This window comes from Paenibacillus sp. FSL P4-0176 (genome assembly GCF_037975265.1).
Classification (GTDB): domain Bacteria; phylum Bacillota; class Bacilli; order Paenibacillales; family Paenibacillaceae; genus Paenibacillus; species Paenibacillus amylolyticus.
This window is the reverse complement of the sequence record NZ_CP150242.1, coordinates 6,584,912-6,606,127: the sequence shown is the minus strand read 5'-3', so window position 1 is coordinate 6,606,127 and position 21,216 is coordinate 6,584,912. Positions and strand designations below refer to the sequence as shown.

Annotated in this window: 22 protein-coding genes; all 22 read left to right on the top strand. The window is 47.0% G+C overall.

Going from position 1 to position 21,216, the window contains the following annotated elements:
* The first annotated feature begins 348 nt into the window (after positions 1 to 348).
* Positions 349 to 978, top strand: a complete 630-nt coding sequence (upp, locus tag MKY95_RS30275) for a uracil phosphoribosyltransferase (protein ID WP_017691929.1) — start codon at positions 349 to 351, stop codon at positions 976 to 978.
* A gap of 37 nt (positions 979 to 1,015) precedes the next feature.
* The gene (gene wecB, locus MKY95_RS30270; protein WP_036667768.1) at positions 1,016 to 2,173 is read left to right on the top strand and encodes a UDP-N-acetylglucosamine 2-epimerase (non-hydrolyzing); all 1,158 of its coding nucleotides are present in this window, start codon (positions 1,016 to 1,018) and stop codon (positions 2,171 to 2,173) included.
* Between the two features lie 185 nt (positions 2,174 to 2,358).
* Positions 2,359 to 2,613 (top strand): AtpZ/AtpI family protein, encoded by a 255-nt coding sequence (locus MKY95_RS30265; protein ID WP_017691931.1) that lies wholly within the window; start codon positions 2,359 to 2,361, stop codon positions 2,611 to 2,613.
* Entirely contained in the window at positions 2,606 to 2,983 is a 378-nt protein-coding gene (locus MKY95_RS30260; protein WP_017691932.1) for an ATP synthase subunit I, read from the top strand. Before MKY95_RS30265 ends, MKY95_RS30260 begins: the two co-directional genes overlap by 8 nt.
* 45 nt (positions 2,984 to 3,028) lie before the next feature.
* Positions 3,029 to 3,847 (top strand): F0F1 ATP synthase subunit A, encoded by an 819-nt coding sequence (gene atpB, locus MKY95_RS30255; RefSeq protein ID WP_017691933.1) that lies wholly within the window; start codon positions 3,029 to 3,031, stop codon positions 3,845 to 3,847.
* Positions 3,848 to 3,925: 78 nt separating this feature from the next.
* A complete protein-coding gene (gene atpE / locus MKY95_RS30250; protein WP_017691934.1) occupies positions 3,926 to 4,150 on the top strand; it encodes a F0F1 ATP synthase subunit C in 225 nt (74 codons plus the stop codon).
* Between the two features lie 113 nt (positions 4,151 to 4,263).
* The gene (gene atpF / locus MKY95_RS30245) at positions 4,264 to 4,752 is read left to right on the top strand and encodes a F0F1 ATP synthase subunit B (protein WP_036612568.1); all 489 of its coding nucleotides are present in this window, start codon (positions 4,264 to 4,266) and stop codon (positions 4,750 to 4,752) included.
* Entirely contained in the window at positions 4,749 to 5,297 is a 549-nt protein-coding gene (locus MKY95_RS30240; protein WP_036667767.1) for a F0F1 ATP synthase subunit delta, read from the top strand. Before atpF ends, MKY95_RS30240 begins: the two co-directional genes overlap by 4 nt.
* A gap of 16 nt (positions 5,298 to 5,313) precedes the next feature.
* Entirely contained in the window at positions 5,314 to 6,828 is a 1,515-nt protein-coding gene (gene atpA / locus MKY95_RS30235; protein ID WP_036612563.1) for a F0F1 ATP synthase subunit alpha, read from the top strand.
* Positions 6,829 to 6,997: 169 nt separating this feature from the next.
* Positions 6,998 to 7,870 carry an ATP synthase F1 subunit gamma gene (gene atpG / locus MKY95_RS30230; RefSeq protein ID WP_036612560.1) on the top strand — a complete coding sequence of 291 codons (873 nt, stop codon included), beginning with the start codon at positions 6,998 to 7,000 and terminating at the stop codon, positions 7,868 to 7,870.
* A 95-nt stretch (positions 7,871 to 7,965) separates the two neighbouring features.
* The gene (atpD, locus tag MKY95_RS30225; RefSeq protein ID WP_036612557.1) at positions 7,966 to 9,369 is read left to right on the top strand and encodes a F0F1 ATP synthase subunit beta; all 1,404 of its coding nucleotides are present in this window, start codon (positions 7,966 to 7,968) and stop codon (positions 9,367 to 9,369) included.
* Positions 9,370 to 9,429: 60 nt separating this feature from the next.
* On the top strand, positions 9,430 to 9,834 hold the full coding sequence (locus MKY95_RS30220; RefSeq protein ID WP_036612555.1) for a F0F1 ATP synthase subunit epsilon: 405 nt from the start codon (positions 9,430 to 9,432) through the stop codon (positions 9,832 to 9,834).
* A gap of 605 nt (positions 9,835 to 10,439) precedes the next feature.
* Positions 10,440 to 10,697, top strand: coding sequence for a DUF1146 family protein (locus tag MKY95_RS30215; RefSeq protein ID WP_017691941.1), 258 nt, complete (start codon positions 10,440 to 10,442; stop codon positions 10,695 to 10,697).
* 522 nt (positions 10,698 to 11,219) lie between these two features.
* Entirely contained in the window at positions 11,220 to 12,566 is a 1,347-nt protein-coding gene (gene murA / locus MKY95_RS30210; RefSeq protein WP_017691942.1) for a UDP-N-acetylglucosamine 1-carboxyvinyltransferase, read from the top strand.
* A gap of 467 nt (positions 12,567 to 13,033) precedes the next feature.
* Positions 13,034 to 14,374 (top strand): stage II sporulation protein D, encoded by a 1,341-nt coding sequence (gene spoIID / locus MKY95_RS30205; RefSeq protein WP_339195825.1) that lies wholly within the window; start codon positions 13,034 to 13,036, stop codon positions 14,372 to 14,374.
* Positions 14,375 to 15,374: 1,000 nt separating this feature from the next.
* Positions 15,375 to 16,115 carry a M23 family metallopeptidase gene (locus MKY95_RS30200; protein WP_036667765.1) on the top strand — a complete coding sequence of 247 codons (741 nt, stop codon included), beginning with the start codon at positions 15,375 to 15,377 and terminating at the stop codon, positions 16,113 to 16,115.
* Between the two features lie 170 nt (positions 16,116 to 16,285).
* A complete protein-coding gene (spoIIID, locus tag MKY95_RS30195; protein ID WP_024632710.1) occupies positions 16,286 to 16,573 on the top strand; it encodes a sporulation transcriptional regulator SpoIIID in 288 nt (95 codons plus the stop codon).
* 219 nt (positions 16,574 to 16,792) lie between these two features.
* Positions 16,793 to 17,791 (top strand): rod shape-determining protein, encoded by a 999-nt coding sequence (locus tag MKY95_RS30190; protein WP_036612542.1) that lies wholly within the window; start codon positions 16,793 to 16,795, stop codon positions 17,789 to 17,791.
* Between the two features lie 102 nt (positions 17,792 to 17,893).
* Positions 17,894 to 18,778, top strand: coding sequence for a flagellar hook-basal body protein (locus tag MKY95_RS30185; RefSeq protein ID WP_105600129.1), 885 nt, complete (start codon positions 17,894 to 17,896; stop codon positions 18,776 to 18,778).
* A gap of 422 nt (positions 18,779 to 19,200) precedes the next feature.
* A complete protein-coding gene (locus MKY95_RS30180; RefSeq protein WP_339195821.1) occupies positions 19,201 to 20,040 on the top strand; it encodes a flagellar hook-basal body protein in 840 nt (279 codons plus the stop codon).
* A gap of 12 nt (positions 20,041 to 20,052) precedes the next feature.
* Complete coding sequence (locus MKY95_RS30175) at positions 20,053 to 20,280, top strand: DNA-directed RNA polymerase subunit beta (RefSeq protein WP_100528405.1); 228 nt, start codon at positions 20,053 to 20,055, stop codon at positions 20,278 to 20,280.
* Between the two features lie 487 nt (positions 20,281 to 20,767).
* The gene (gene fabZ / locus MKY95_RS30170) at positions 20,768 to 21,199 is read left to right on the top strand and encodes a 3-hydroxyacyl-ACP dehydratase FabZ (RefSeq protein WP_036613058.1); all 432 of its coding nucleotides are present in this window, start codon (positions 20,768 to 20,770) and stop codon (positions 21,197 to 21,199) included.
* Positions 21,200 to 21,216: the final 17 nt, after the last annotated feature.

Sequence of the window (21,216 nt, the reverse complement as noted above, 5' to 3'; positions counted from 1 at the left end):
GAAGCGAAGCGCTCGCCTTTATCCCCGGATTTTTCCCTTGTTAAAAGGAGAATAAAAAAAATCTGGGGATAACAGCGATCGAAGGATCATTCTGTAGGCGGAGTGCCATTGTATTCATCATTTTCATTTTCTCAACGACATAACAGCAGGAGCAAAACAGGACCGGATGGATCATTTTCCGGTCCTGTTTTTTATAGGATTCGGTAATCTGTAATGATTGGGTGCCCTTTGATGGTGTAATTCGTTGTTGGTGATGATATAATATACAGGATTTATCGAGCCCATGAATGGTGGCTAGGTATATTTGGAAATGCTGAACATGAAGAACTTACCGGAGGGACAAATTAGATGGGAAAATTAGTAATATGTGATCACCCTTTGATTCAACACAAACTGACGTTTATACGCGACATGCGTACGAATACGAAAGATTTTCGTGAATTGGTGGATGAAGTAGCAACGTTGATGGCTTATGAGATTACAAGAGATGTTGAACTGGAAACGATTGATGTACAGACACCTGTAGCTGCAACACAAGGTAAAGTTATCTCTGGACGTATGCTCGGACTGGTGCCGATTCTGCGCGCAGGACTCGGAATGCTGGATGGCGTTGTGAAATTGTTGCCAGCGGCAAAAGTTGGACATGTGGGTCTGTTCCGTGACCCGGAAACACTGCAACCGGTAGAATACTACACCAAACTGCCTACAGACGTAACAGAGCGTCAATTGATTGTAATTGATCCGATGCTGGCAACGGGTGGTTCGGCAATTGCAGCTATTGACGTGCTCAAAAAACGTGGCTGTACCCAAATCAAGATGATGAACCTGGTTGCGGCACCGGAAGGCGTAAAAGCTGTGCAAGATGCACATCCCGATGTGGACATCTATGTAGCAGCATTGGACGACCGTCTGGATGATCATGGTTATATCGTTCCAGGGCTTGGAGATGCAGGAGACCGTCTATACGGCACTAAATAAGCATATTGCATGCGGAGTAGAAAAGAGGCTTGCTCGAATGTCCAACAAAATTAAAGTTATGACGATCTTCGGGGTGCGTCCGGAAGCCATCAAGATGGCTCCGCTTATTTTGGAATTGCAGAAACACCCTGAGTCTATTGAATCTATTGTTTGCGTAACTGCGCAGCATCGCCAGATGTTGGATCAGGTACTTGAAGTTTTCGACATTCATCCCGATTATGATCTGGATGTGATGAAGGACCGTCAGACATTGAATGAAATTACAATTCGTGTTCTTGGCGGTCTGGAGCCAGTGTTAGCCGAAGCTAAGCCGGATATTGTACTGGTTCACGGGGATACATTAACTACCTTTGTAGCGAGCTACGCAGCATTCCTGCAACAGATTCAGGTAGGACATGTGGAAGCGGGGCTGCGGACGTGGAACAAGCTGTCTCCATATCCGGAAGAGATGAACCGTCAGCTGACGGGAGTACTGGCTGATCTACACTTTGCGCCTACGGATTGGTCTTCTTCCAATCTTGCCAAAGAAAATAAATCGGAGTCTAGTACGTACGTCACAGGCAACACGGTAACAGATGTGTTTCAATATACTGTACGGGAGGACTACACACACCCGGTACTTGATTGGGCCCAAGGCAAACGCCTTGTGCTGATGACAGCTCATCGCCGTGAATCTCAAGGCGAGCCTCACCGCAACATTTTCCAGGCCGTCAAACGGATTGCCGACGAATTCGAAGATATTGCCATCGTGTACCCGGTGCATCCAAGTCCTGCTGTGAAGGAGCCGGCTCACGCGATCTTGGGGAATCATCCCCGTATTCAATTAATTGATCCACTAGACGTGGTGGATTTGCATAACTTTTACCCGCACACTCACTTGATTTTGACCGATTCAGGCGGTTTGCAGGAAGAAGCACCTTCGTTTGGTGTGCCTGTGCTCGTATTGCGCGATACAACAGAACGCCCGGAAGGTATTGAAGCCGGAACGCTGGAATTGGTAGGTACCGAAGAGGAACGTGTGTATGAACGGACCAAAGCTCTGCTCACAGACAAAACCCTGTATGCAAGCATGAGCCAGGCTGCCAATCCATACGGTGATGGACATGCTTCGGAAAGAATTGTCAATGCGATTTTGCATCATTTCGGTGTAAATAGTGAACGTCCGGAATCATTTCACAGAAAATTCAAAAAATAATACATTTTTTCTGACGGATTTATAAAGGGCAAGCATACAGTTAAACTGTACGGTTTACGCGGGTTTATGGGCTTTGAGGGTCTGTATTCCCGTCGTTTCCCCCTTTAAAACGCTAAAATCATTCAATTGACAAAGGCTCTCATCATTCAGTAAAATTAACTGGGATTGCAAGGGTGGCGTGGAAAATGGCCGATTCGAACAAACCAAATTCATCCCGTAACCATGACGATAATGTATGGAAAGCGATGGGACTCGTGACAGCTTTTGGGATCGAGATTGCCATTCTCGCTGTTGCCGGATATTACGCTGGCTCCTGGTTGGACAAGACCATCGGAGGTAACGGAATATGGATCGCCGTAAGCGTTCTCTTTTTTCTTGCGGCAGGCGGTGTAAGCATCTACTTTATCGCGAAAAAAATCATGGGGGAAAGTGATGAGTGAACTAACCAGATACCGCAGATCGATGACTGTTTTCGTCATGTACTTTCTTATGATTTGTTTTCTCGCAGCGGCCTTTATGCCACGTGTGGAGACAATTGCTTTGGGACTGGCCCTGGGTACAGGAGTTAGCTGGATCAATGCATTTTACCTGGGCTACAAAGTAAGGAAAATGTCTGATGATGCGGCAGAAGGTAACTTGAAGCGTGTCAACTTGGGATTTTTGACAAGAGCGGCATTCGCTGTGCTCGGTATATTCATATCGATGCGCTTTCCGCAGTACTTCAATACATATGCGGTTGCAGGCGGTCTCGTCATTGCACAATATTCCTTATTGATTATAGGGATTGTCTATTCCCGCAGAGCAGAATGATGTTAAGGGCTGCAGCTTTCAAGTCGAGAAAGGGGTGAGAAAAATATGCATGAAGCTCCAATTATTATGCTTGGCGGATTTCGACTGGATCTATCGGTTCTGTTGATGCTGGTAGTTACAGGTGCAATTGTTTTTATTTTTGCTGTACTGGCAACACGGAGATTATCCGTTGAAAATCCCGGCAAGCTGCAAAATTTTATGGAGTGGGCAGTAGAATTCGTCCGCAATCTGATTTCCAGTACAATGGATATGAAGAAAGGTAAACATTTTATCTCTCTCGCTCTTTCCATGATTATGTTCATTTTTGTAGGGAACATGCTCGGACTTCCGCTCGTGGCTGTATCTGAGGTAACAGATGTTAATCAGGCACAGGTATTCGGTAAGCCGATTGTTACAGCGGTGGAGGCGTTTGAAAAAGCGCATGCCAAGGACCCTGAAGCACACCCACACGTTGAACTGGCCTGGTGGAAATCACCAACAGCTGACTTGTCTGTAACGATGGGACTTGCTCTCGTAGCGTTCCTTGTATCTCATGGACTTGGATTGTTCCGTAACACCAAAGGGTATCTCCAGCATTACTTCAAGCCATTCGCCTTGTTCTTGCCAATCAACTTGATTGAGACGGCATCCAAGCTGTTGACACACGGTATGCGTTTATTCGCGAATATCTTCGCTGGTGAGGTACTGATCGCAACGATCCTGAAACTGACCACATTCAAAGTGTTTGGTGCTATTGCAGCGATTCCGCTACTTATGGTGTGGCAAGGCTTTAGTATCTTTATCGGCGCGATCCAGGCATTTGTGTTTGTTATCTTGATGATGGTGTACATTTCACAGAGCATCGAGACGCATGACGAGCATTAAGTTTCAAGCCCTACGAAGATTTCTTCACCAGGCTGAACAATAAAAAATTCGATTTATCATTTTAAGGAGGATATACAAATGGGAGCAATGGCATTAATCGCAGCAGCAATTGTTGCAGGACTGGGCGCGTTTGGCGCAGGTATTGGTAACGGTATGGTAATCAGCAAAACGGTGGAAGGTATTGCCCGTCAACCGGAAGCAAAATCCACTCTTCAAACAACAATGTTTATCGGTGTAGGTTTGATCGAGGTATTGCCGATCATCGGTGTGGTACTCGCGTTCATGTTCTACGGTATGGCTTAATCAAATTTTAAAGGTTTGGCGGGGAAGGCCATAGCCATCCGCGCCTTCTTTTTAGGTAATGTCCGTTCTAACGGATGACGTTTCAAGGATACCTCCAGGAAGGAGTGAACAGATTGAGTTTCATATGGGAAAATACGCTTCTTGCGATTGTTGCATTTGCAATTTTATATTGGCTGCTTAGCCGTTATGCCTTCGGGCCTTTGTTCTCCATTATGGAAAAACGTCGTGAACTCGTGATGACGCAGATGAATGAGGCTGCACAGACTCGGGAACAGGCCATTGCCTATGTGGAGGAACAAAAACAAGCTCTTGAACAAGCACGTCAAGATGCTTACGACATCATTGAACAGTCCAAACAAACAGGTGGCAAACAAGCTGAATCGATTTTGGCTGATGCAAAAGCTGAAGCTAATCGTCTGAAAGACGATGCAGTACGCGAAATCGAGAGCGAGAAGAACAAAGCAGTCGCAGCACTTCGCAGCGAACTGGGTACAGCTTCCGTTCAGATTGCATCCAAGTTGATCAAAAAAGAAGTTGAGAACGGTCCTGCACAAGAAGAACTTGTGAACCAATACCTCAATGAGGTAGGAGGCCGACAATGAGCCGCGATACGATAGTTGCCAAGCGTTATGCGAAAGCATTGTTCGAAGTTGCTCTTCAGCAACAGCAGGTGCTTGAGGTTGAACAGGAACTGGTTGCGGTAGTCAGTGCATTGACCGGAGATGCAGATATCGAGAAATTTATCGTATCTCCTAATATCTCTGATGAAGTCAAGCAGAACGTGCTTCACTCAAGTCTTGATGGTAAGGTATCCGAACCTGTCCTTCGTACAGTTTTGTTGTTAATTGAACGCGGACGCGTTGAATTGCTGGGAGACTTGCTGAATGATTATCGGAAGATCCAAGGTGAGTCGCTGGGCATCGCTGATGCACGTGTCTACTCCACTTATGCGTTGAATGATGAAGAAAAAGAAGCGGTAGCCCGTGAATTCGGTGGCCGTGTGAATAAAAAGATTCGTATCGAGAACATTGTTGATCCGACTCTGCTGGGCGGATTGAAAGTCGCCATTGGCGATACGATCTATGACGGCAGCTTGGCTGGCAAGCTCGAACGTCTTGAGCAGTCTTTTAACAGACGAGTACAGTAGATTGGGGTGAGGACACTTGAGTATCAAACCAGAAGAAATCAGTACATTAATTAAGAGCCAAATCGAACAATACAAGACCGATATCGATGTAGTCGAAGTCGGGACGGTAATCGAGGTTGGTGATGGTATCGCTCGTGTTTACGGACTTGAGAACGTCATGTCCAACGAGTTGGTTGAATTCCCAAGCGGTGTTATGGGACTCGCCATGAACGTCGAAGAAAGCAATGTCGGTGTCGTTATCTTGGGACCTTACTACGATATTCGTGAAGGTGACCAAGTGAAACGTACTGGCCAAATCATGCAAGTGCCTGTAGGCGAAGCATTGATTGGACGCGTTGTGAACCCGCTCGGTATTCCTGTAGATGGCAAAGGGCCAATCGCTACAACGGAATTCCGTCCGGTTGAAGGTAAAGCACCAGGCGTAATGGATCGTAAATCGGTTCATGAGCCGATGCAAACAGGGATCAAAGCCATTGATGCAATGGTTCCAATCGGTCGTGGACAACGTGAGTTGATCATCGGTGACCGTCAAACAGGTAAAACATCCATCGCGATTGATGCGATCCTGAACCAAAAAGGTAGCGGCATGAAGTGTATCTATGTGGCTATTGGTCAGAAACAGTCTACGGTTGCTCAAGTTGTGGAAACTCTTCGTCGTAAAGGCGCAATGGAGTACACAATCGTTGTAACTGCAGCAGCTTCCGATCCATCACCACTCTTGTACATCGCACCGTATTCCGGATGTTCGATGGGTGAGTACTTCATGTACAAAGGCGAGCACGTTCTGGTTATCTATGATGACTTGACCAAACAAGCCTCTGCATATCGTGAGCTTTCCTTGTTGCTTCGTCGTCCACCGGGCCGTGAGGCTTATCCGGGTGACGTCTTCTACCTGCACTCCCGTTTGCTGGAGCGTGCTGCGAAGCTGAATGATGAACTGGGTGGTGGTTCTTTAACCGCACTGCCGTTCATTGAAACACAAGCCTCCGACGTATCAGCATACATTCCAACGAACGTAATCTCCATCACGGACGGACAAATCTTCCTGGAAGCTGACTTGTTCAATGCTGGACAACGCCCGGCAATCAACGTAGGTATTTCCGTATCTCGTGTCGGTGGTTCTGCTCAGATCAAAGCGATGAAAAAGGTTGCAGGTTCCCTGCGTCTCGACCTCGCTCAATATCGTGAGCTTCAAGCGTTCTCCCAGTTTGGTTCCGATCTGGACAAAGCGACTCAGGCTCGCCTGAATCGTGGTGCACGTATGATGGAAATCCTGAAGCAAGGTGTAAACCAGCCTCTGGCCGTAGAACAACAGGTGGTCAGCTTGTACACAGCCGTTAAAGGATTCCTGGATGAAATTCCTACAGGTGATGTGACTCGTTTCGAAGGTGAGTTCCTTGCCTTCATGGAGAGCAGTCATCCGGAAATTCTTGCATCCATCCGTGATACTAAAGAATTGACTGCAGACAACGAAAATGCACTGAAAGGTGCAATTGAGAAGTTCAGAAAGAGCTTTGCTGTCTCTGTCTAAATAAATGACTGCAGGTGCGGAGTTGTCTAACCGATTCCGCATGTCTGCATGTAATACTTTGACTCTGTCAAAAAAAGATGATGCTTACGAAGTAACTTTGACCCCGTCAAAGTAGGGTTGTGCTTACGATGTAGTTTTGACTTTGTCAAAACTTTAAGGTGGTGAAATCATGGCAAAAGGCATGCGCGAAATTAAGCGGCAAATTAAAAGCGTACAAAGCACCAAGCAGATCACCAAAGCAATGGAGATGGTAGCTGCTGCAAAACTGCGTAAAGCGCAGGAAAAAGCGGAAGCAGCCCGTCCTTATTCGGAGAAACTGAAAGAAGTTGTAGCTAGTATTGCATCAAGCACGCAAGGTATACAGCATCCGATGCTGGAGAGCCGTCCGGTCAAAAAGACAGCTTACCTGATCATTACATCGGACCGTGGTCTTGCAGGTGGATACAATGCGAACGTTTTGCGTCAGGTTAATCAGACGCTCAAAGAGCGCCACAACTCCCAGGATGACTACGAATTGTTCGTCATTGGACGTAAAGGACGCGATTACTTCAGACGTCGTGAAATTGCGATGGCATCCACAACAACGGATCTGTCGGATTCGCCTTCATTTGCAGACATCAAATCCATCGCACACGAAGCTGTTCATGGGTTTGAACTGGCTGAATTTGATGAATTGTACATTTGTTATAACCGCTTTGTGAATGCGTTGACCCAGATTCCTACGGTAGAAAAACTTCTTCCGATGGAAACACCTGAGGTAACTGCTGCGGAAGGACCAACGGCAAGCTACGAATACGAGCCGTCTGCTGAAGCTGTACTGGAGGTTCTGCTTCCGCGTTACGCGGAAACGCTGATCTATGGTGCACTTCTGAACGGTAAGGCAAGTGAGCTCGGCGCGAAAATGACGGCAATGGGTAATGCAACCAAAAATGCATCTAAACTCATTAACGACTTGTCATTGACCTATAACCGTGCCCGTCAAGCGGCGATTACGCAGGAGATTACGGAAATTGTGGCAGGTGCCAACGCAGCACAAGGCTAACCGTTTTTTTATTAATGAAGGCTTGCAGAGCAAAGATAAACGAACGGTACATTATTTTTGCAAAAGTAGCAGGCTTGTAGGAGGGGAACGTTAAGATGAACAAAGGACGCGTTGTGAGCATCATGGGTCCGGTTGTTGACGTCGAGTTTGATCGCGGCGGTCTGCCGGAAATCCTCAATGCCATTACGATCACTACAGTAAGTGAGAGCGGCGTAAGTGTGAACCTTACACTCGAAGCTTCGAGACATCTGGGTGACAACCGAGTACGTTGTATTGCGATGTCCTCCACGGATGGACTTGTTCGTGGTATGGAAGCTTTAGATACAGGAGCACCAATCTCTGTACCCGTCGGAGAAGCAACACTGGGTCGTGTATTTAACGTACTCGGCGAAGCAATTGATACTGGCGGTGCCGTAGCTGCTGAGCACAAGAACCCGATTCACCGTTCAGCACCTGCATTTGATGAACTGACTACCCAAGCAGAAATGCTGGAGACAGGAATCAAAGTTATCGACTTGCTTGCTCCTTACGCTAAAGGTGGTAAAATCGGTCTCTTCGGTGGTGCCGGTGTAGGTAAGACGGTAACCATTCAGGAATTGATCAACAACATCGCACAAGAGCACGGCGGTATCTCCGTATTTGCGGGTGTTGGTGAGCGTACACGTGAAGGTAATGACTTGTATCACGAGATGAGTGATTCCGGCGTTATCAACAAAACAGCAATGGTCTTCGGACAAATGAACGAGCCTCCAGGCGCACGTCTTCGTGTAGCCCTCACAGGTCTGACGATGGCGGAATACTTCCGTGATGAAGAAGGCCGTGACGTGTTGCTCTTTATCGATAATATCTTCCGTTTCACCCAAGCGGGTTCAGAAGTATCTGCCTTGCTTGGACGTATGCCTTCCGCGGTAGGTTACCAACCTACGCTGGCAACAGAAATGGGTCAACTGCAAGAACGTATCACATCAACGAAAAAAGGTTCTGTAACATCCATCCAGGCCATCTACGTGCCTGCGGATGACTACACTGACCCGGCTCCTGCAACGACGTTTGCCCACTTGGATGCAACGACGAACTTGGAGCGTAAAATTTCCGAGATGGGTATCTACCCTGCGGTAGATCCACTGGCTTCCAGCTCCCGGATCTTGTCCCCTGAAGTTGTAGGTGAAGAACACTACAGCGTAGCTCAAGGCGTTAAACGTATCTTGGCACGTTACAATGAATTGCAAGATATCATTGCAATCCTGGGTATGGACGAGTTGAGTGAAGAAGATAGAGCGCTTGTATACCGTGCTCGTAAAATCCAACGTTTCTTGTCCCAGCCTTTCCACGTTGCTGAAGCATTTAACGGTATTCCAGGTAAATACGTTCCGGTTAAAGAAACGGTGCGCAGCTTTAAAGAGATTCTCGAAGGTAAGTATGATGATCTTCCGGAAGCAGCTTTCCTCTTTGTTGGTACAATTGAAGAGGCAGTGGAGAAAGCCAAAACACTGGTTTAGTCTGAATCCAGGATTGTCCTTATGTGGGCTATCCTTCGGATAGTTTCAGGAGGGATGGAATTGAGCACCTTTTTGTTGGAAATCGTAACACCCGAGCGTTTGGTCTATTCAGAACAGGTGAATAGCATTACGGCTCGTGGTATTGAAGGGGAACTGGGCATTCTGCCAGGTCATATTCCTATGGTTACACCTTTGCAGATTGCACCAATCTATATCCATAACGGAAAAGAAAATAAACGAGTTGCTATCGGTGGCGGGTTTATCGAAGTTCGTAAAGATAAGGTTGTTGTACTCGCAGAGAGTGCTGAATTCCCGGAAAGCATTGATGTGGATCGTGCGCGTGCGGCGAAAGAGCGGGCAGAACGTCGGCTTGCAAGCCAAAGCAATCAGGACCACTTTGATCACCGTCGTGCAGAGATTGCGCTGCAAAAAGCGGTTAACCGGATTAATGTGTTCGGCAAATAAACGATTCTTTGAAGCCTGGCGGCTTAGTCTGCCGGGCTTTTTTGAGTTTGTTTAATAGAATTGTTTTATCGAATATATCAAAAGGGCTGACCACAAATCCATCCTATCCCTTCAGTAAACAGAAGTATTTTAAGCAAAATATTCACCGATTATGATTATTTGAATAGAATGTAGGACTAAAGTAGTGGGCGCATTTACCACTAAGAGAACCATTTTTTTCATGAGTAAATTTAAATTATTTCCGAGGAAATGACAGAATCGATATCGAAATAGCGCTCTTTTATGTCGTTTTAGTCACAAAATCCCGGCATTTTAAAATTAAAATATTTTAGAAGTGGAAATCAATGTAATTGACAATGTATGATGAAAGAGCCTATATTCCATAGAGTCAGCAGAAGCAGGAAGCTGCGTAGTAGATTCCATAGTCATGCACAGCCGCATTGTTGCTGCTCGGTGATTGGGCATCAGGAGATTCCTGCCTGGCAGGAGTAAATCTGACAGTACGCTCAGTATGTTGTGCTTAAGACATTCAGTATACTAACAAGTTATGGGTGCCGGGCATATGATATGCTGATCGCTGCAACAAATGTGGAGGTAAAGAATATATGGATACTGATCTGACGAATCAGGTGAACCAAGCATTAAGCACCAATGGCTTGGTCTCAATCATCGTCTCCCTGTTATGTATTGCGTTGTCTTGGTGGGCTTTGACAAATCTCAAACTGGATTTAATCATCAGGCAGCCACGAGGTGCTCAGGGAAGACTGTTGCATTTGTTGCTCGCCATCATTTTGGGGCATGCCGTTGCTGGCTTTGTCATTGACTACTTGTCCTGGACTCAAATGTTGCGTAATTTGTTTTAATGTTGAGATGGTTGGTTAATCATCTGTTAGGTTCTTCAAGCTGCTCATTGTCGAATAACATCGATTAATTGTGTTAACAATTAGAGTATGAGTTGTCGGTAAAGAAATTAAGAAAAAAATGTGACGTAAAATTGGATGAATTTGAGATGTTTTATGTAAAAATGCTTGTATCGTACAATTCAACAATGTTATGATGGAAGTTAGGGAATTCACAATTGTTCACTTATTTTGTAGTTATAAACGGGATATCCGGTTCATGCCGGCTAATAACCATCCCACTCTGTCTGTTCTGATGCTCTGCTGGCTTGTAAGACACTGATTTTTACATGCTGAATAGCAAGATGCACGGCACATGGTATCATTGATATGGATTATAAAAACCAATTCTTTTCTGAACAGACATCTGTGGCAATATGCCAGAATATGTCGAAATTCCACACACAGCAACAGTCCTTTCTAGCATAGTGGGGCTTACGTATTCCGGAATGAAGAAAAGGGAATAAAAGCGCGGAGGGAACCATGATGAGCAAATTTATCGTCCGCGGTGGCAAAAGGTTGACCGGAAGTGTCAAAGTTAGCGGCGCTAAAAATTCTGTTCTTCCGATCATCGCTGCCTCTCTCTTAGGGGAAGAAGGACAAAGCGTTATTATTGACGCGCCTCCTCTAGACGATGTGATGACGATTAACAAGGTGTTGGAATCGCTGGGAGCGGGAGTTACATACCGGGACGAAGTGATTACCGTAAATGCGGAGAAACTTACTTCCTGTGAAGCCCCGTATGAATGGGTAAGTAAAATGCGGGCGTCTTTCCTGGTCATGGGGCCTTTGTTGACTCGAATGGGTCATACAAGAATCTCACTTCCTGGTGGATGTGCCATCGGTACACGGCCTATTGATCAGCATTTGAAAGGTTTTGAAGCCATGGGCGCAGAGATCAGCTTGGGCCAAGGTTATATCGAAGCTCGTAGCCAAGGTCGGTTGCGTGGCGCGAAAATTTATCTGGATGTGGCTTCCGTAGGTGCCACTCAAAATATTATGATGGCTGCAACATTGGCCGAAGGTGTAACTGTTCTGGAGAACGCGGCAAAAGAACCTGAGATTGTGGATCTTGCCAACTTCCTGAATGGGATGGGTGCCATCGTACGTGGTGCTGGTACTGGAGTGATCCGCATTGAAGGTGTGGAGAAACTGACAGGTGTTACACACACCGTTATTCCGGATCGGGTAGAAGCTGGTACGTATATGGCTGCTGCTGCAATTTCGGGCGGTGACGTGTACATTGAAGGTGCAATCTCTGATCATTTAGGCTCCGTTATCGCGAAGCTTGAAGAGATGGGTGTTACAATCCAACCGGATGAGAATGGCGTGCGTGTAATCGCAGATCGCCCTCTTAAGGCTGTGGATGTGAAAACATTACCATACCCAGGATTCCCGACCGATATGCAATCCCAGATGATGGCACTTTTGCTTGCATCTGAAGGAACAAGTGTCGTGACAGAGACTGTTTTTGAAAACCGATTCATGCATGTGGATGAATTCCAATTGATGAATGCGGAGATCAAAGTTGAAGGACGTTCGTCCATCGTCACAGGTAATGCCAAACTGAAGGGTGCCAAAGTAACGGCTACCGATCTGCGTGCGGGTGCCGCACTCATTATTGCAGGTCTTGTTGCTGAAGGTACAACGGAAGTGGGCGGTGTTCATCACATCGACCGTGGCTATGTACATCTCGCTGAGAAGCTTAACGGACTTGGCGCTGACATCTATCGGATCTCGGTTGATGAGCCTAAGCTGGAAGCAACCAAAGCACCTAGTGAAAAAGTGGAGAAAGAAGTACCGATGTTTAAGGTACAACCAACTTTGGCTTAACACTGGATTGAATAGAAAAAATATGGCCCTCTATTATGAGTCACACGGTTGTGTGGATTATGAATGCGATGGAACGTATATTGTAAAAAATGATAAAGCTAAGCCATCTGGCTTGGCTTTTTTTGTGTTTACTTTTAAGAAGACAACGAGATATTTGATACCTGATTCTATTAATAGCTGGTCCTAACTTGTATAGCATAACATCGTATTCTGTATCGATTCTGAACCAAATGAAAGAGCATACTTTATATGGGTGTCGGATCCAGCTAAACACCGGTATACAGCGACAGATCAACGTTTCTAAGATGTACATAGCAAAAGAAAACAAGAAATTGAACATAACGAAAAGGGCCTCGTTTCTCTCAAATCAGGTTCTATCAGATCAAGCCAGCTCATAACCTAAACTATGGATTTGAACAACACGACCGGCACATGACCGGCCATAGATAACGGAGGGTTATATTCGAATGAAAGAAGCTCGTGTACAGGTAAAGGTACCCCTTGTCCCTCGTCCAGGTATGCAAGAGCCGGAGGGAAATACCGTTTCTGGAGTGGAAAAAGACAAGCCTGCCCCATTGAACCTGAGGACTGTTCCATCACAGCCTGCAAGATTATCCAATCCAGGACGGGTGTCGGCAGATGAACTGAACCGAAAGACAACCGAGCATATTCATATACCTGTTATTGAGCTGGACCAGTTCCGCCGAGTGAAGCGTCGCCGAATGCGGACATTTGGACGAAAACCCCGATGGGGACGTAATACGACGCGATGGCAACCTGCTGCCGCTGTATCTTCCTTATTGGCGATGGCGCTGCTGATTCCGGTAATTCTGGTATGGCCGCGGACAAGTGAATCACCTAAGCCGATCCCTGCTCCAACATATTCAAGCAGTACAAGAACCCCAGCTCCTGCGCCAGCCGTTCCTGTTACGTACCCTGAACCTAAAGTGCGCGTATACCTGTCTGCAACGGGCACAACGATGAATCTGCCATTGGAAGACTATGTTACCGGGGTTGTGGCAGCTGAGATGCCAGCGGAATTCAGACTGGAGGCGTTAAAGGCGCAGGCAATAGCTGCTCGTACATTTATCGTGCGTAGGTTAGCTGCGAGTGATACAAGCGGTGTTCCATCAGGTGCGGCGGATGTAACGGATACGGTCAGCCATCAGGTGTTTATTCCGCCAGACCAGGTGAAAGCGGATTGGACGCGTCTAGGGAAGGCGAAGGAATGGGAGAAGCTACAACAGGCTGTGCGCGAAAGTCGAGATACGGTGATGACATATCAGGGCAAGGCAATCACCGCATCCTTTTTTTCCACAAGTAATGGGTATACCGAGAATGCTGAGGATGTATGGGGGAACGCCGTGCCGTATCTGCAAAGTGTAGACAGTCCGTGGGACAAAAACCTGGCACCAGGATTCAAGCAGACCGTCACCATGAAGCGTAATGATATTCTACAGAAGTTAAACCTGGATGCCATTCCGGTTACCGCCCAGAAGGGTGGATCGTGGATGGAAGTATTGTCTACAACCAAAGGGCATCGGATTAAGGAAATGCAGATCGCAGGTGAAACATTCAGCGGACCCGAAGTTCGTAAACTGCTTGGATTAAGATCCAGCCAGTTCAGTTGGAAGACCACAGGTGACGAAATCCAGATTACAACGTACGGTTACGGTCATGGGGTTGGCATGAGCCAATGGGGAGCAAACGGCATGGCGCAGGAGGGACACACGGCCACCCAAATTCTCAAACACTACTATACCGGCATTTCATTCGGACAGGCATCCAAGATGCTTGCATCGAAGTAGGAGAGATGAACACGGATGGATAAAGCGAAATAATTCGAATGAGTAGGAGTATGTGCGAATGTATACAAATGTATGTGAATGAGAGCAGTTGCACGCTAACGAACCTGGGAGGCCTTATCAGGCGATATTACAACGAATGGAAATTTTAACGAATCTCAGACGCGTTATATCACGACATACCACCGAACTGATTCGATAATAGCGCCCAAAAGAGTGATTAGCGTGTCTACGGTTCGTTAGAATTTCTAAGCCACGATTTCCCCGCCATTAAGGCCGCCTGAGTTCGTTAGAATTATTTTAATATCCTAATCATTAGCAAAATTTAGGTTACTGCCGTTCACTACATGCTCATTCGCAATAAGCAAGCCGAACCAGAACCAGAACCAGAACGTTGAAATCAAGTTTCCAAGCCCTAAGGTTAAAAAATTGATTTATGTTCCCTGTCTACCAAGCAACTTCTAACTATACTGTAACCATTCATGATTTAGCTTCTTTCAAATCTAGATGTTAGATGGAACAGTCAGTATTGGCGTGCCTTGTCTATCTCTAATCTCACATCTCACTTTCAAAGAACCTGGGCGGTTTAAATCTGCATTATCCAGTCACATCCTATATCATTTCGCTCTCACCGATAAATGCACTTCATAGAAGGATTGGCCTCTACAGCCAATCCAGACCAGTCTACCAACCACCCATTCCGGAGCTTTCGAGATTCGGCTATATATGAGGAGAGTGCTAGCGTATGGGGAGCACAGGGGACAGAAAAGACCTGTAGAAACAAAGTGTCCGTCTTTACTACCGGATTTCACTCTTAAGAAGGTGATAGAAGAAATCTGGTAGTAACCAGCGGTCGAAAGGTTTTCTGGCCCCGAAGCGGCGCACCAACTAGCTGCACACACACTCCATATATAGCACTCTCTGAAACCTCCGTGAAAATAATTAGAGTCGCGCGTGTATAAAAGAGTTGCACCCGGTAACACTTGTTACTGAGGTGATTAACATGAATGAACAAAACAAAAAAACAAACCAAGAAGAAACTCCTAAAACAACTCAAGGAGTACCGGCTAGCCAGCCCTCTTCATGGAAAAGAGCAATGTCCAAACGCTGGGTCTTCCCGGCAGCCTACATCGCAGCAGCAGGCATTATACTAACCTTAGTGTGGGTCTATCAGGGCACAGGCGACAAAACGCTGAACTCGGACCCTGCTAGCGGGGTAGTAGAAACAGGCGCATCGGCGGGTACAGAAGGAACAGCAGTAGGCGGAGAAGAAGAAAGTGTGGAAGTTGTTGCAAAGTCGGAGAATTTTGTATGGCCGGTAGCGGTACCGTCTGAAATTTCGGTAGTAAAACCTTTCTATGATAGCGAAGCTTCAACCGAGGAACATGAAGCGGCAATGGTGCAGTACAATGATACATTCATCCCGAACACAGGTGTGGATCTGGCACGTGGGGATAACAAAACGTTTGAAGTAAAAGCAGCGCTTGCCGGTAAAGTTACCCGGGTTGAGCAAAATCCGCTCACAGGTCAAGTTGTGGAAATCACACACAGCGATAACCTGAAAACGGTATACCAAAGCTTGGCAGACGTCAAAGTGAAACAGGACGACGAAGTGAAACAGGGAGATGCGATTGCATCCGCTGGCGTCAATGAATTGGGTAAAACGCTTGGCAACCACCTACACTTTGAAGTGTACGAAGACGGACAGCCGGTTAACCCGCAAGGATATCTTCCGGAAAAATAAATGAATTTTACCGCAGCAACATGACGGGCAGGGGGTTAAACCTCTGCTCTTTTTGTGCTTTTTAGAAAATAATGGGACCTTCGAAGCTTGTCACACCTCTAAACCGCGAATATATAGGCATGCTCCTCATATAATGTACCAAACTATCCACACAGTAGGGAGGCGGGAGCGTGCACGATTACATCAAGGAACGGACCATCAAAATTGGTCGCTGCATTGTTGAGACGAGGAATACGGTCCGTACCATAGCCAAAGAATTCGGCGTGTCAAAGAGTACTGTGCATAAGGATCTGACGGAGCGTCTGCCGGAAATCAACCCTGATCTTGCTGACCAGGTGAAACACATTTTGGAGTATCACAAGTCCATCCGCCATTTGCGGGGCGGTGAAGCGACCAAAATTAAATACAAAAAAACGAGTGGCAAGAAACGTGAGGTGTTGGCTTCCGCCAAATCGTAAGCATCTTCACAAAGACGTAGGCCAAAAAGCTCACACATGCATTGAATCCCTCCCCTGAAGTATGATATGTTAAATGCTGGTACAGGATCGAATTATGACATCTTATCAGCCCGATTTTTACATATATATGTTGCACTTTGTCGAACGAGCGGTGACGTGATAAGGGACTCTTTTTCACAGGATACGCTGACCAAATAATATCACTTTGGGGGCTCTTTTATGTTTAGCAAGGATATCGGTATTGATCTTGGCACGGCCAACGTGCTTATTCACGTGAAAGGAAGTGGGGTTGTCCTCGATGAACCTTCCGTCGTGACCATTGAAAGAGATACGAAGCGTGTCCTTGCTGTTGGGGAAGAAGCGCGTCGTATGGTGGGGCGTACTCCAGGTAACATTGTTGCCATTAGACCGCTGCGTGACGGCGTTATTGCGGACTTCGAGATTACAGAAGCGATGCTCAGACATTTCATTAATCGTGTGGGTGCAAGAAGCTGGTACAGCCACCCTCGGATTTTGATTTGTGCACCAACGAACATTACTTCCGTGGAGCAGAAGGCCATCCGTGAGGCGGCAGAACGCAGCGGTGCCAAAGAAGTGTTTCTGGAAGAAGAGCCGAAAGCGGCAGCGATCGGTGCGGGAATGGATATTTTTCAGCCGAGCGGCAATATGGTCGTGGATATCGGCGGCGGTACGACTGACGTTGCAGTCCTTTCTATGGGCGACGTGGTCACCGCCTCTTCTATTAAAGTCGCAGGGGACAAGTTCGACGAAGCCATTATCAAGTTTATCAAAGCCAAGTACAAGCTCATGATCGGTGAACGGACCGCTGAAGATATCAAAATTGCGATTGGTACCGTACATCCGGGTGGACATCAAACGGAGATGGACATTCGCGGACGCGATATGGTATCCGGCCTTCCTGTTACCGTAACGATATCGGGAAATGAAGTACAGGAAGCACTTTGGGATTCCGTGCAATCCATCATCGTGGCAGCCAAATCGGTATTGGAACGTACACCGCCTGAATTGTCAGCGGACATTATCGACCGTGGTGTTGTATTGACTGGCGGAGGTGCGTTGCTGAACGGACTGGACGAGCTTTTGTCCAATGAATTGCATGTACCGGTATGGGTTGCGGAAGATCCGATGCACTGTGTCGTGAAGGGGACAGGCATAATGCTTAATAATTTGGATCAGGTGGTTAAGAAAAAGTTCTAATCTGCCGATATAAATAGCAAAGGTTCGCCATGCTCGGAAAGCAGAACGGACAAGCAGCCAACCTGTGATGCAGGTCAAGCGCTTGAGGAGAGGGGTTAATTCATGTTAAGAGGTCTGTACACCGCTACTGCGGGAATGATTACGCAACAACGCCGCCATGACACAGCAACACAGAATATCGTAAATATGAACACCACGGGATACAAACAGGTGAACAGCGTAAGCCGTTCCTTCCCGGAAATGCTCATTACTTTGGTAGGCGGAGATGCAAATCTTCCAACAAAGCGGCTGGGCAAGCTGAACACGGGGGTGTTCGCGGAAGAGAGTTTGTCCATGAATTTGCAGGGGACCATTATGGAGACTGGGCAGAAAAATGATTTTTCCATTTCATCCAATATGACGGTCAATGATCCGCAGACTGGACAACCTGTCCCGTTTGACGCATCAGGCAAATTTGTACGGGCCGACGGCACGGTGACTTACCAGCCTCAGGCGTATTTTACAGTTCAGGATGCAGAAGGTAACACCGGATATACACGCGATGGTCACTTCGAGATCACTGGAACGGGACAATTGCTGAGTTCAACAGGTTCACAAGTGTTGGATAATAATGGACAACCTGTAGTGTTGACAGGTTCTGTGGAGCAATTTAAAGTGGATGAGCAAGGCCGTTTGGTAGATGCAGCAACGGGTGCACCAACAGGGGTTACTCTTGGCATTAGTGTCATTGACCAGCCGAATCAACTGGTTCGTCAGGGTAATGGAAATTTCAGTCTCAGCGATGCAAACGGGGCAACGTCCCGGATGATGGCTGCCGGTGATAATGTGCAGATCCGTCAGGGATACCTGGAAGGTTCCAATGTTGATGCCTCACAGGCAACGGTTGATATGAACGCCGCATTCCGTGCGTATGAAGCAAACCAGAAGATCGTACAATTCTACGACCGCAGTCTGGATAAAGCCGTCAATGAAGTCGGGCGTGTATAACGCCGACGTTTAAATATAACCGCGCAGCGGAGAGCCAAACGCCCTTTGCGAAGCAAAGCAAGGAAGAGACCCCGCGGAGCGCAAGAGCGTAGACGCAGCCGAGCCTATGCGAGGAATGCGTGGCAGTACCTGAGCGAAGCGATGGTCTCGACAGTCCTTTGCGGAGCAAAGCAGGGAAGAGACCACGCGGAGCTACACGCCGCATAAAGAGCGTGCCCGACTATGATTCAGCCATGTGAAACGATGGCGGGAATCATAGTCGGGCAGTCGCGGCGCACACACACCACCGTCACTTAGCAAGATCGTACCCCACTTACCTAATCCGCCTGTTTCGGGAGTCCAGAGGGCAGCGCCATCTGGGGCCCTCCCTACTAGGGAGGGTTTGGGAGGGTGGACAGGACACAAGGGAGGGTATACCACCAATGAATAATTCCATGATTAGTGCCAAGGTGTCCATGACTGCGATACAGCAGCGTCTGGATGTCATTTCCGATAATATTGCCAACGTGAATACGGCAGGCTATAAGAGCAAGCAAGCGGCCTTCGAGGATGTGCTAACCCGGGTTCAACAACAACCGGACAAGTACAAACTGGATGGGCGTTCCACACCGATGGGATATAACCTCGGTTTTGGTGCTCGTTTGGCAGATGTAACGAAGGATATGTCGCAAGGCCCCATGAACGAGACTGGTCTTCCGACCGATCTGGCCATTGAAGGAAATGCGATGTTTGCAGTTGAAGCGAATGGGGAGAAAATGTGGACACGTCAGGGTGCATTTCATTTTGTACCTGATACAAGACCTAAGCCTACTCCGAATTCACCTGATATGATGGTGATGGTCAATGGCGAAGGCCACTTTGCCCTGGATCGTCAAGGCAATCGTATTACGGCACCGAATAATAGCAAAGTTGCTTTTGATGAAAATGGCAACCTGTTAATCCGACGCGGTAATGCGGCAAACGCAACCATTGGAGCACAACTGCAAGTGGTAGACATTGAACGCCCTGAGGGGCTCGTACAGTATGCGGATAACCTATTTGGACTGGATGCGGGATTAACCGAGGATGATGTATTTGGCGCTGATGCAGCTACACGTCAAGCGACAGCCATGATCCGTCCAGGTTATCTGGAGCAATCCAATGTGGATCTGACACAGGAGATGGCTTTGCTTATGCAAGGACAGCGGACATATCAGCTGGCGGCACGGGCGCTAACTTCAAGTGATTCCATGATGGGTCTTGCCAACACTATGAGAGCGTAAAAGGTGAATGTGATGACAGAAACACAGCAGCAGAACAGTAAGCCAGAGAAGAAGGAAGTCAAGAAGAAGAAGAAGAGTGGATGGCGCATCGCAAGATGGTTCCTGGTTCCGGTCCTGCTTGTTCTTGCCCTCGCTGGCGGAATGGTAGCTGGATATGTGGTACTGGGCAAACAGGATATCGGTTCCGTATGGCAATGGAGTACATGGGAACATGTATATAATCTGGTATTCGCTCCATAATGTAACGAGTAAAGCGAAAACTCCTGCGCAGGCAGGAGTTTTCTTTTTGACGTTGAAAACAGTATAATGATGGATGACGTTTGACGTCACAAAAGAGGCCTCCCCTGCGAAAGACATTCGTCATCGCGAAGAGAGACCCCTTATCTTAACCTTCACTACTGCAGTCATGAAGGATATAACTAGTGTTAACCGAAAATATGCTTTCCATACAAAATTTAAAATTAAAAACCTTTTATATGAGCTTCGACTTGATCATAATCAGGTTTTCCATGTCCGCACTAAAGTCAGTGAAGGGAACGGAATCGTTCGAAAGAAGCGAAGCGCTCGCCTTTGTTTCCTAATGTTATCCATCTGAAAAATAGTTCAGAAACATTAGGAAACAACAGCGATCGAAAGAACGATCCGTAACCGTAACGGTCACCTATGCGCACAGGAAAAATCCATGATGAAGAACGCTCATATAAACATCCCGAGAGGAGATTACACTGTGCTCGATATCAAACAGATTCAAGAAATCATCCCGCACCGCCCCCCGTTTCTGCTGGTGGACAAGATTCTAGAGATTGAGGATGGCAAACGTGCCGTTGGTTTGAAAAACGTAACCATTAACGAACCTTTCTTCATTGGTCATTTCCCAGAGTATCCGGTAATGCCGGGTGTACTGATTACAGAAGCGCTGGCGCAAGTTGGTGCAGTAGCCATTCTGAATCTGGAAGGCAACAAAGGAAAAATCGGCTTTTTGGCGGGACTGGACAACTTCCGATTCCGTGGACAAGTTGTGCCCGGAGATACGTTGATTCTGGAAGTGGAGATTACACGTCTGAAGGGTTCTATTGGTAAAGGTAAAGCAACTGCCCGAGTGAACGACAAAGTGGTCGCTGAAGGCGAGATCATGTTTGCACTGTCTGACCCAAGCTGATTACATACGTGAGCATT

Excerpts from the sequence above, each read along its gene's own strand:
- upp (WP_017691929.1), top strand. The coding sequence starts at position 349 with ATGGGAAAATTAGTAATATGTGATCACCCTTTGATTCAACACAAACTG.
- wecB (WP_036667768.1), top strand. The coding sequence starts at position 1,016 with ATGTCCAACAAAATTAAAGTTATGACGATCTTCGGGGTGCGTCCGGAA.
- MKY95_RS30265 (WP_017691931.1), top strand. The coding sequence starts at position 2,359 with ATGGCCGATTCGAACAAACCAAATTCATCCCGTAACCATGACGATAAT.
- MKY95_RS30260 (WP_017691932.1), top strand. The coding sequence starts at position 2,606 with ATGAGTGAACTAACCAGATACCGCAGATCGATGACTGTTTTCGTCATG.
- atpB (WP_017691933.1), top strand. The coding sequence starts at position 3,029 with ATGCATGAAGCTCCAATTATTATGCTTGGCGGATTTCGACTGGATCTA.
- atpE (WP_017691934.1), top strand. The coding sequence starts at position 3,926 with ATGGGAGCAATGGCATTAATCGCAGCAGCAATTGTTGCAGGACTGGGC.
- MKY95_RS30240 (WP_036667767.1), top strand. The coding sequence starts at position 4,749 with ATGAGCCGCGATACGATAGTTGCCAAGCGTTATGCGAAAGCATTGTTC.
- atpG (WP_036612560.1), top strand. The coding sequence starts at position 6,998 with ATGGCAAAAGGCATGCGCGAAATTAAGCGGCAAATTAAAAGCGTACAA.
- atpD (WP_036612557.1), top strand. The coding sequence starts at position 7,966 with ATGAACAAAGGACGCGTTGTGAGCATCATGGGTCCGGTTGTTGACGTC.
- MKY95_RS30215 (WP_017691941.1), top strand. The coding sequence starts at position 10,440 with ATGGATACTGATCTGACGAATCAGGTGAACCAAGCATTAAGCACCAAT.
- murA (WP_017691942.1), top strand. The coding sequence starts at position 11,220 with ATGAGCAAATTTATCGTCCGCGGTGGCAAAAGGTTGACCGGAAGTGTC.
- spoIID (WP_339195825.1), top strand. The coding sequence starts at position 13,034 with ATGAAAGAAGCTCGTGTACAGGTAAAGGTACCCCTTGTCCCTCGTCCA.
- MKY95_RS30200 (WP_036667765.1), top strand. The coding sequence starts at position 15,375 with ATGAATGAACAAAACAAAAAAACAAACCAAGAAGAAACTCCTAAAACA.
- MKY95_RS30190 (WP_036612542.1), top strand. The coding sequence starts at position 16,793 with ATGTTTAGCAAGGATATCGGTATTGATCTTGGCACGGCCAACGTGCTT.
- MKY95_RS30185 (WP_105600129.1), top strand. The coding sequence starts at position 17,894 with ATGTTAAGAGGTCTGTACACCGCTACTGCGGGAATGATTACGCAACAA.
- MKY95_RS30180 (WP_339195821.1), top strand. The coding sequence starts at position 19,201 with ATGAATAATTCCATGATTAGTGCCAAGGTGTCCATGACTGCGATACAG.
- MKY95_RS30175 (WP_100528405.1), top strand. The coding sequence starts at position 20,053 with ATGACAGAAACACAGCAGCAGAACAGTAAGCCAGAGAAGAAGGAAGTC.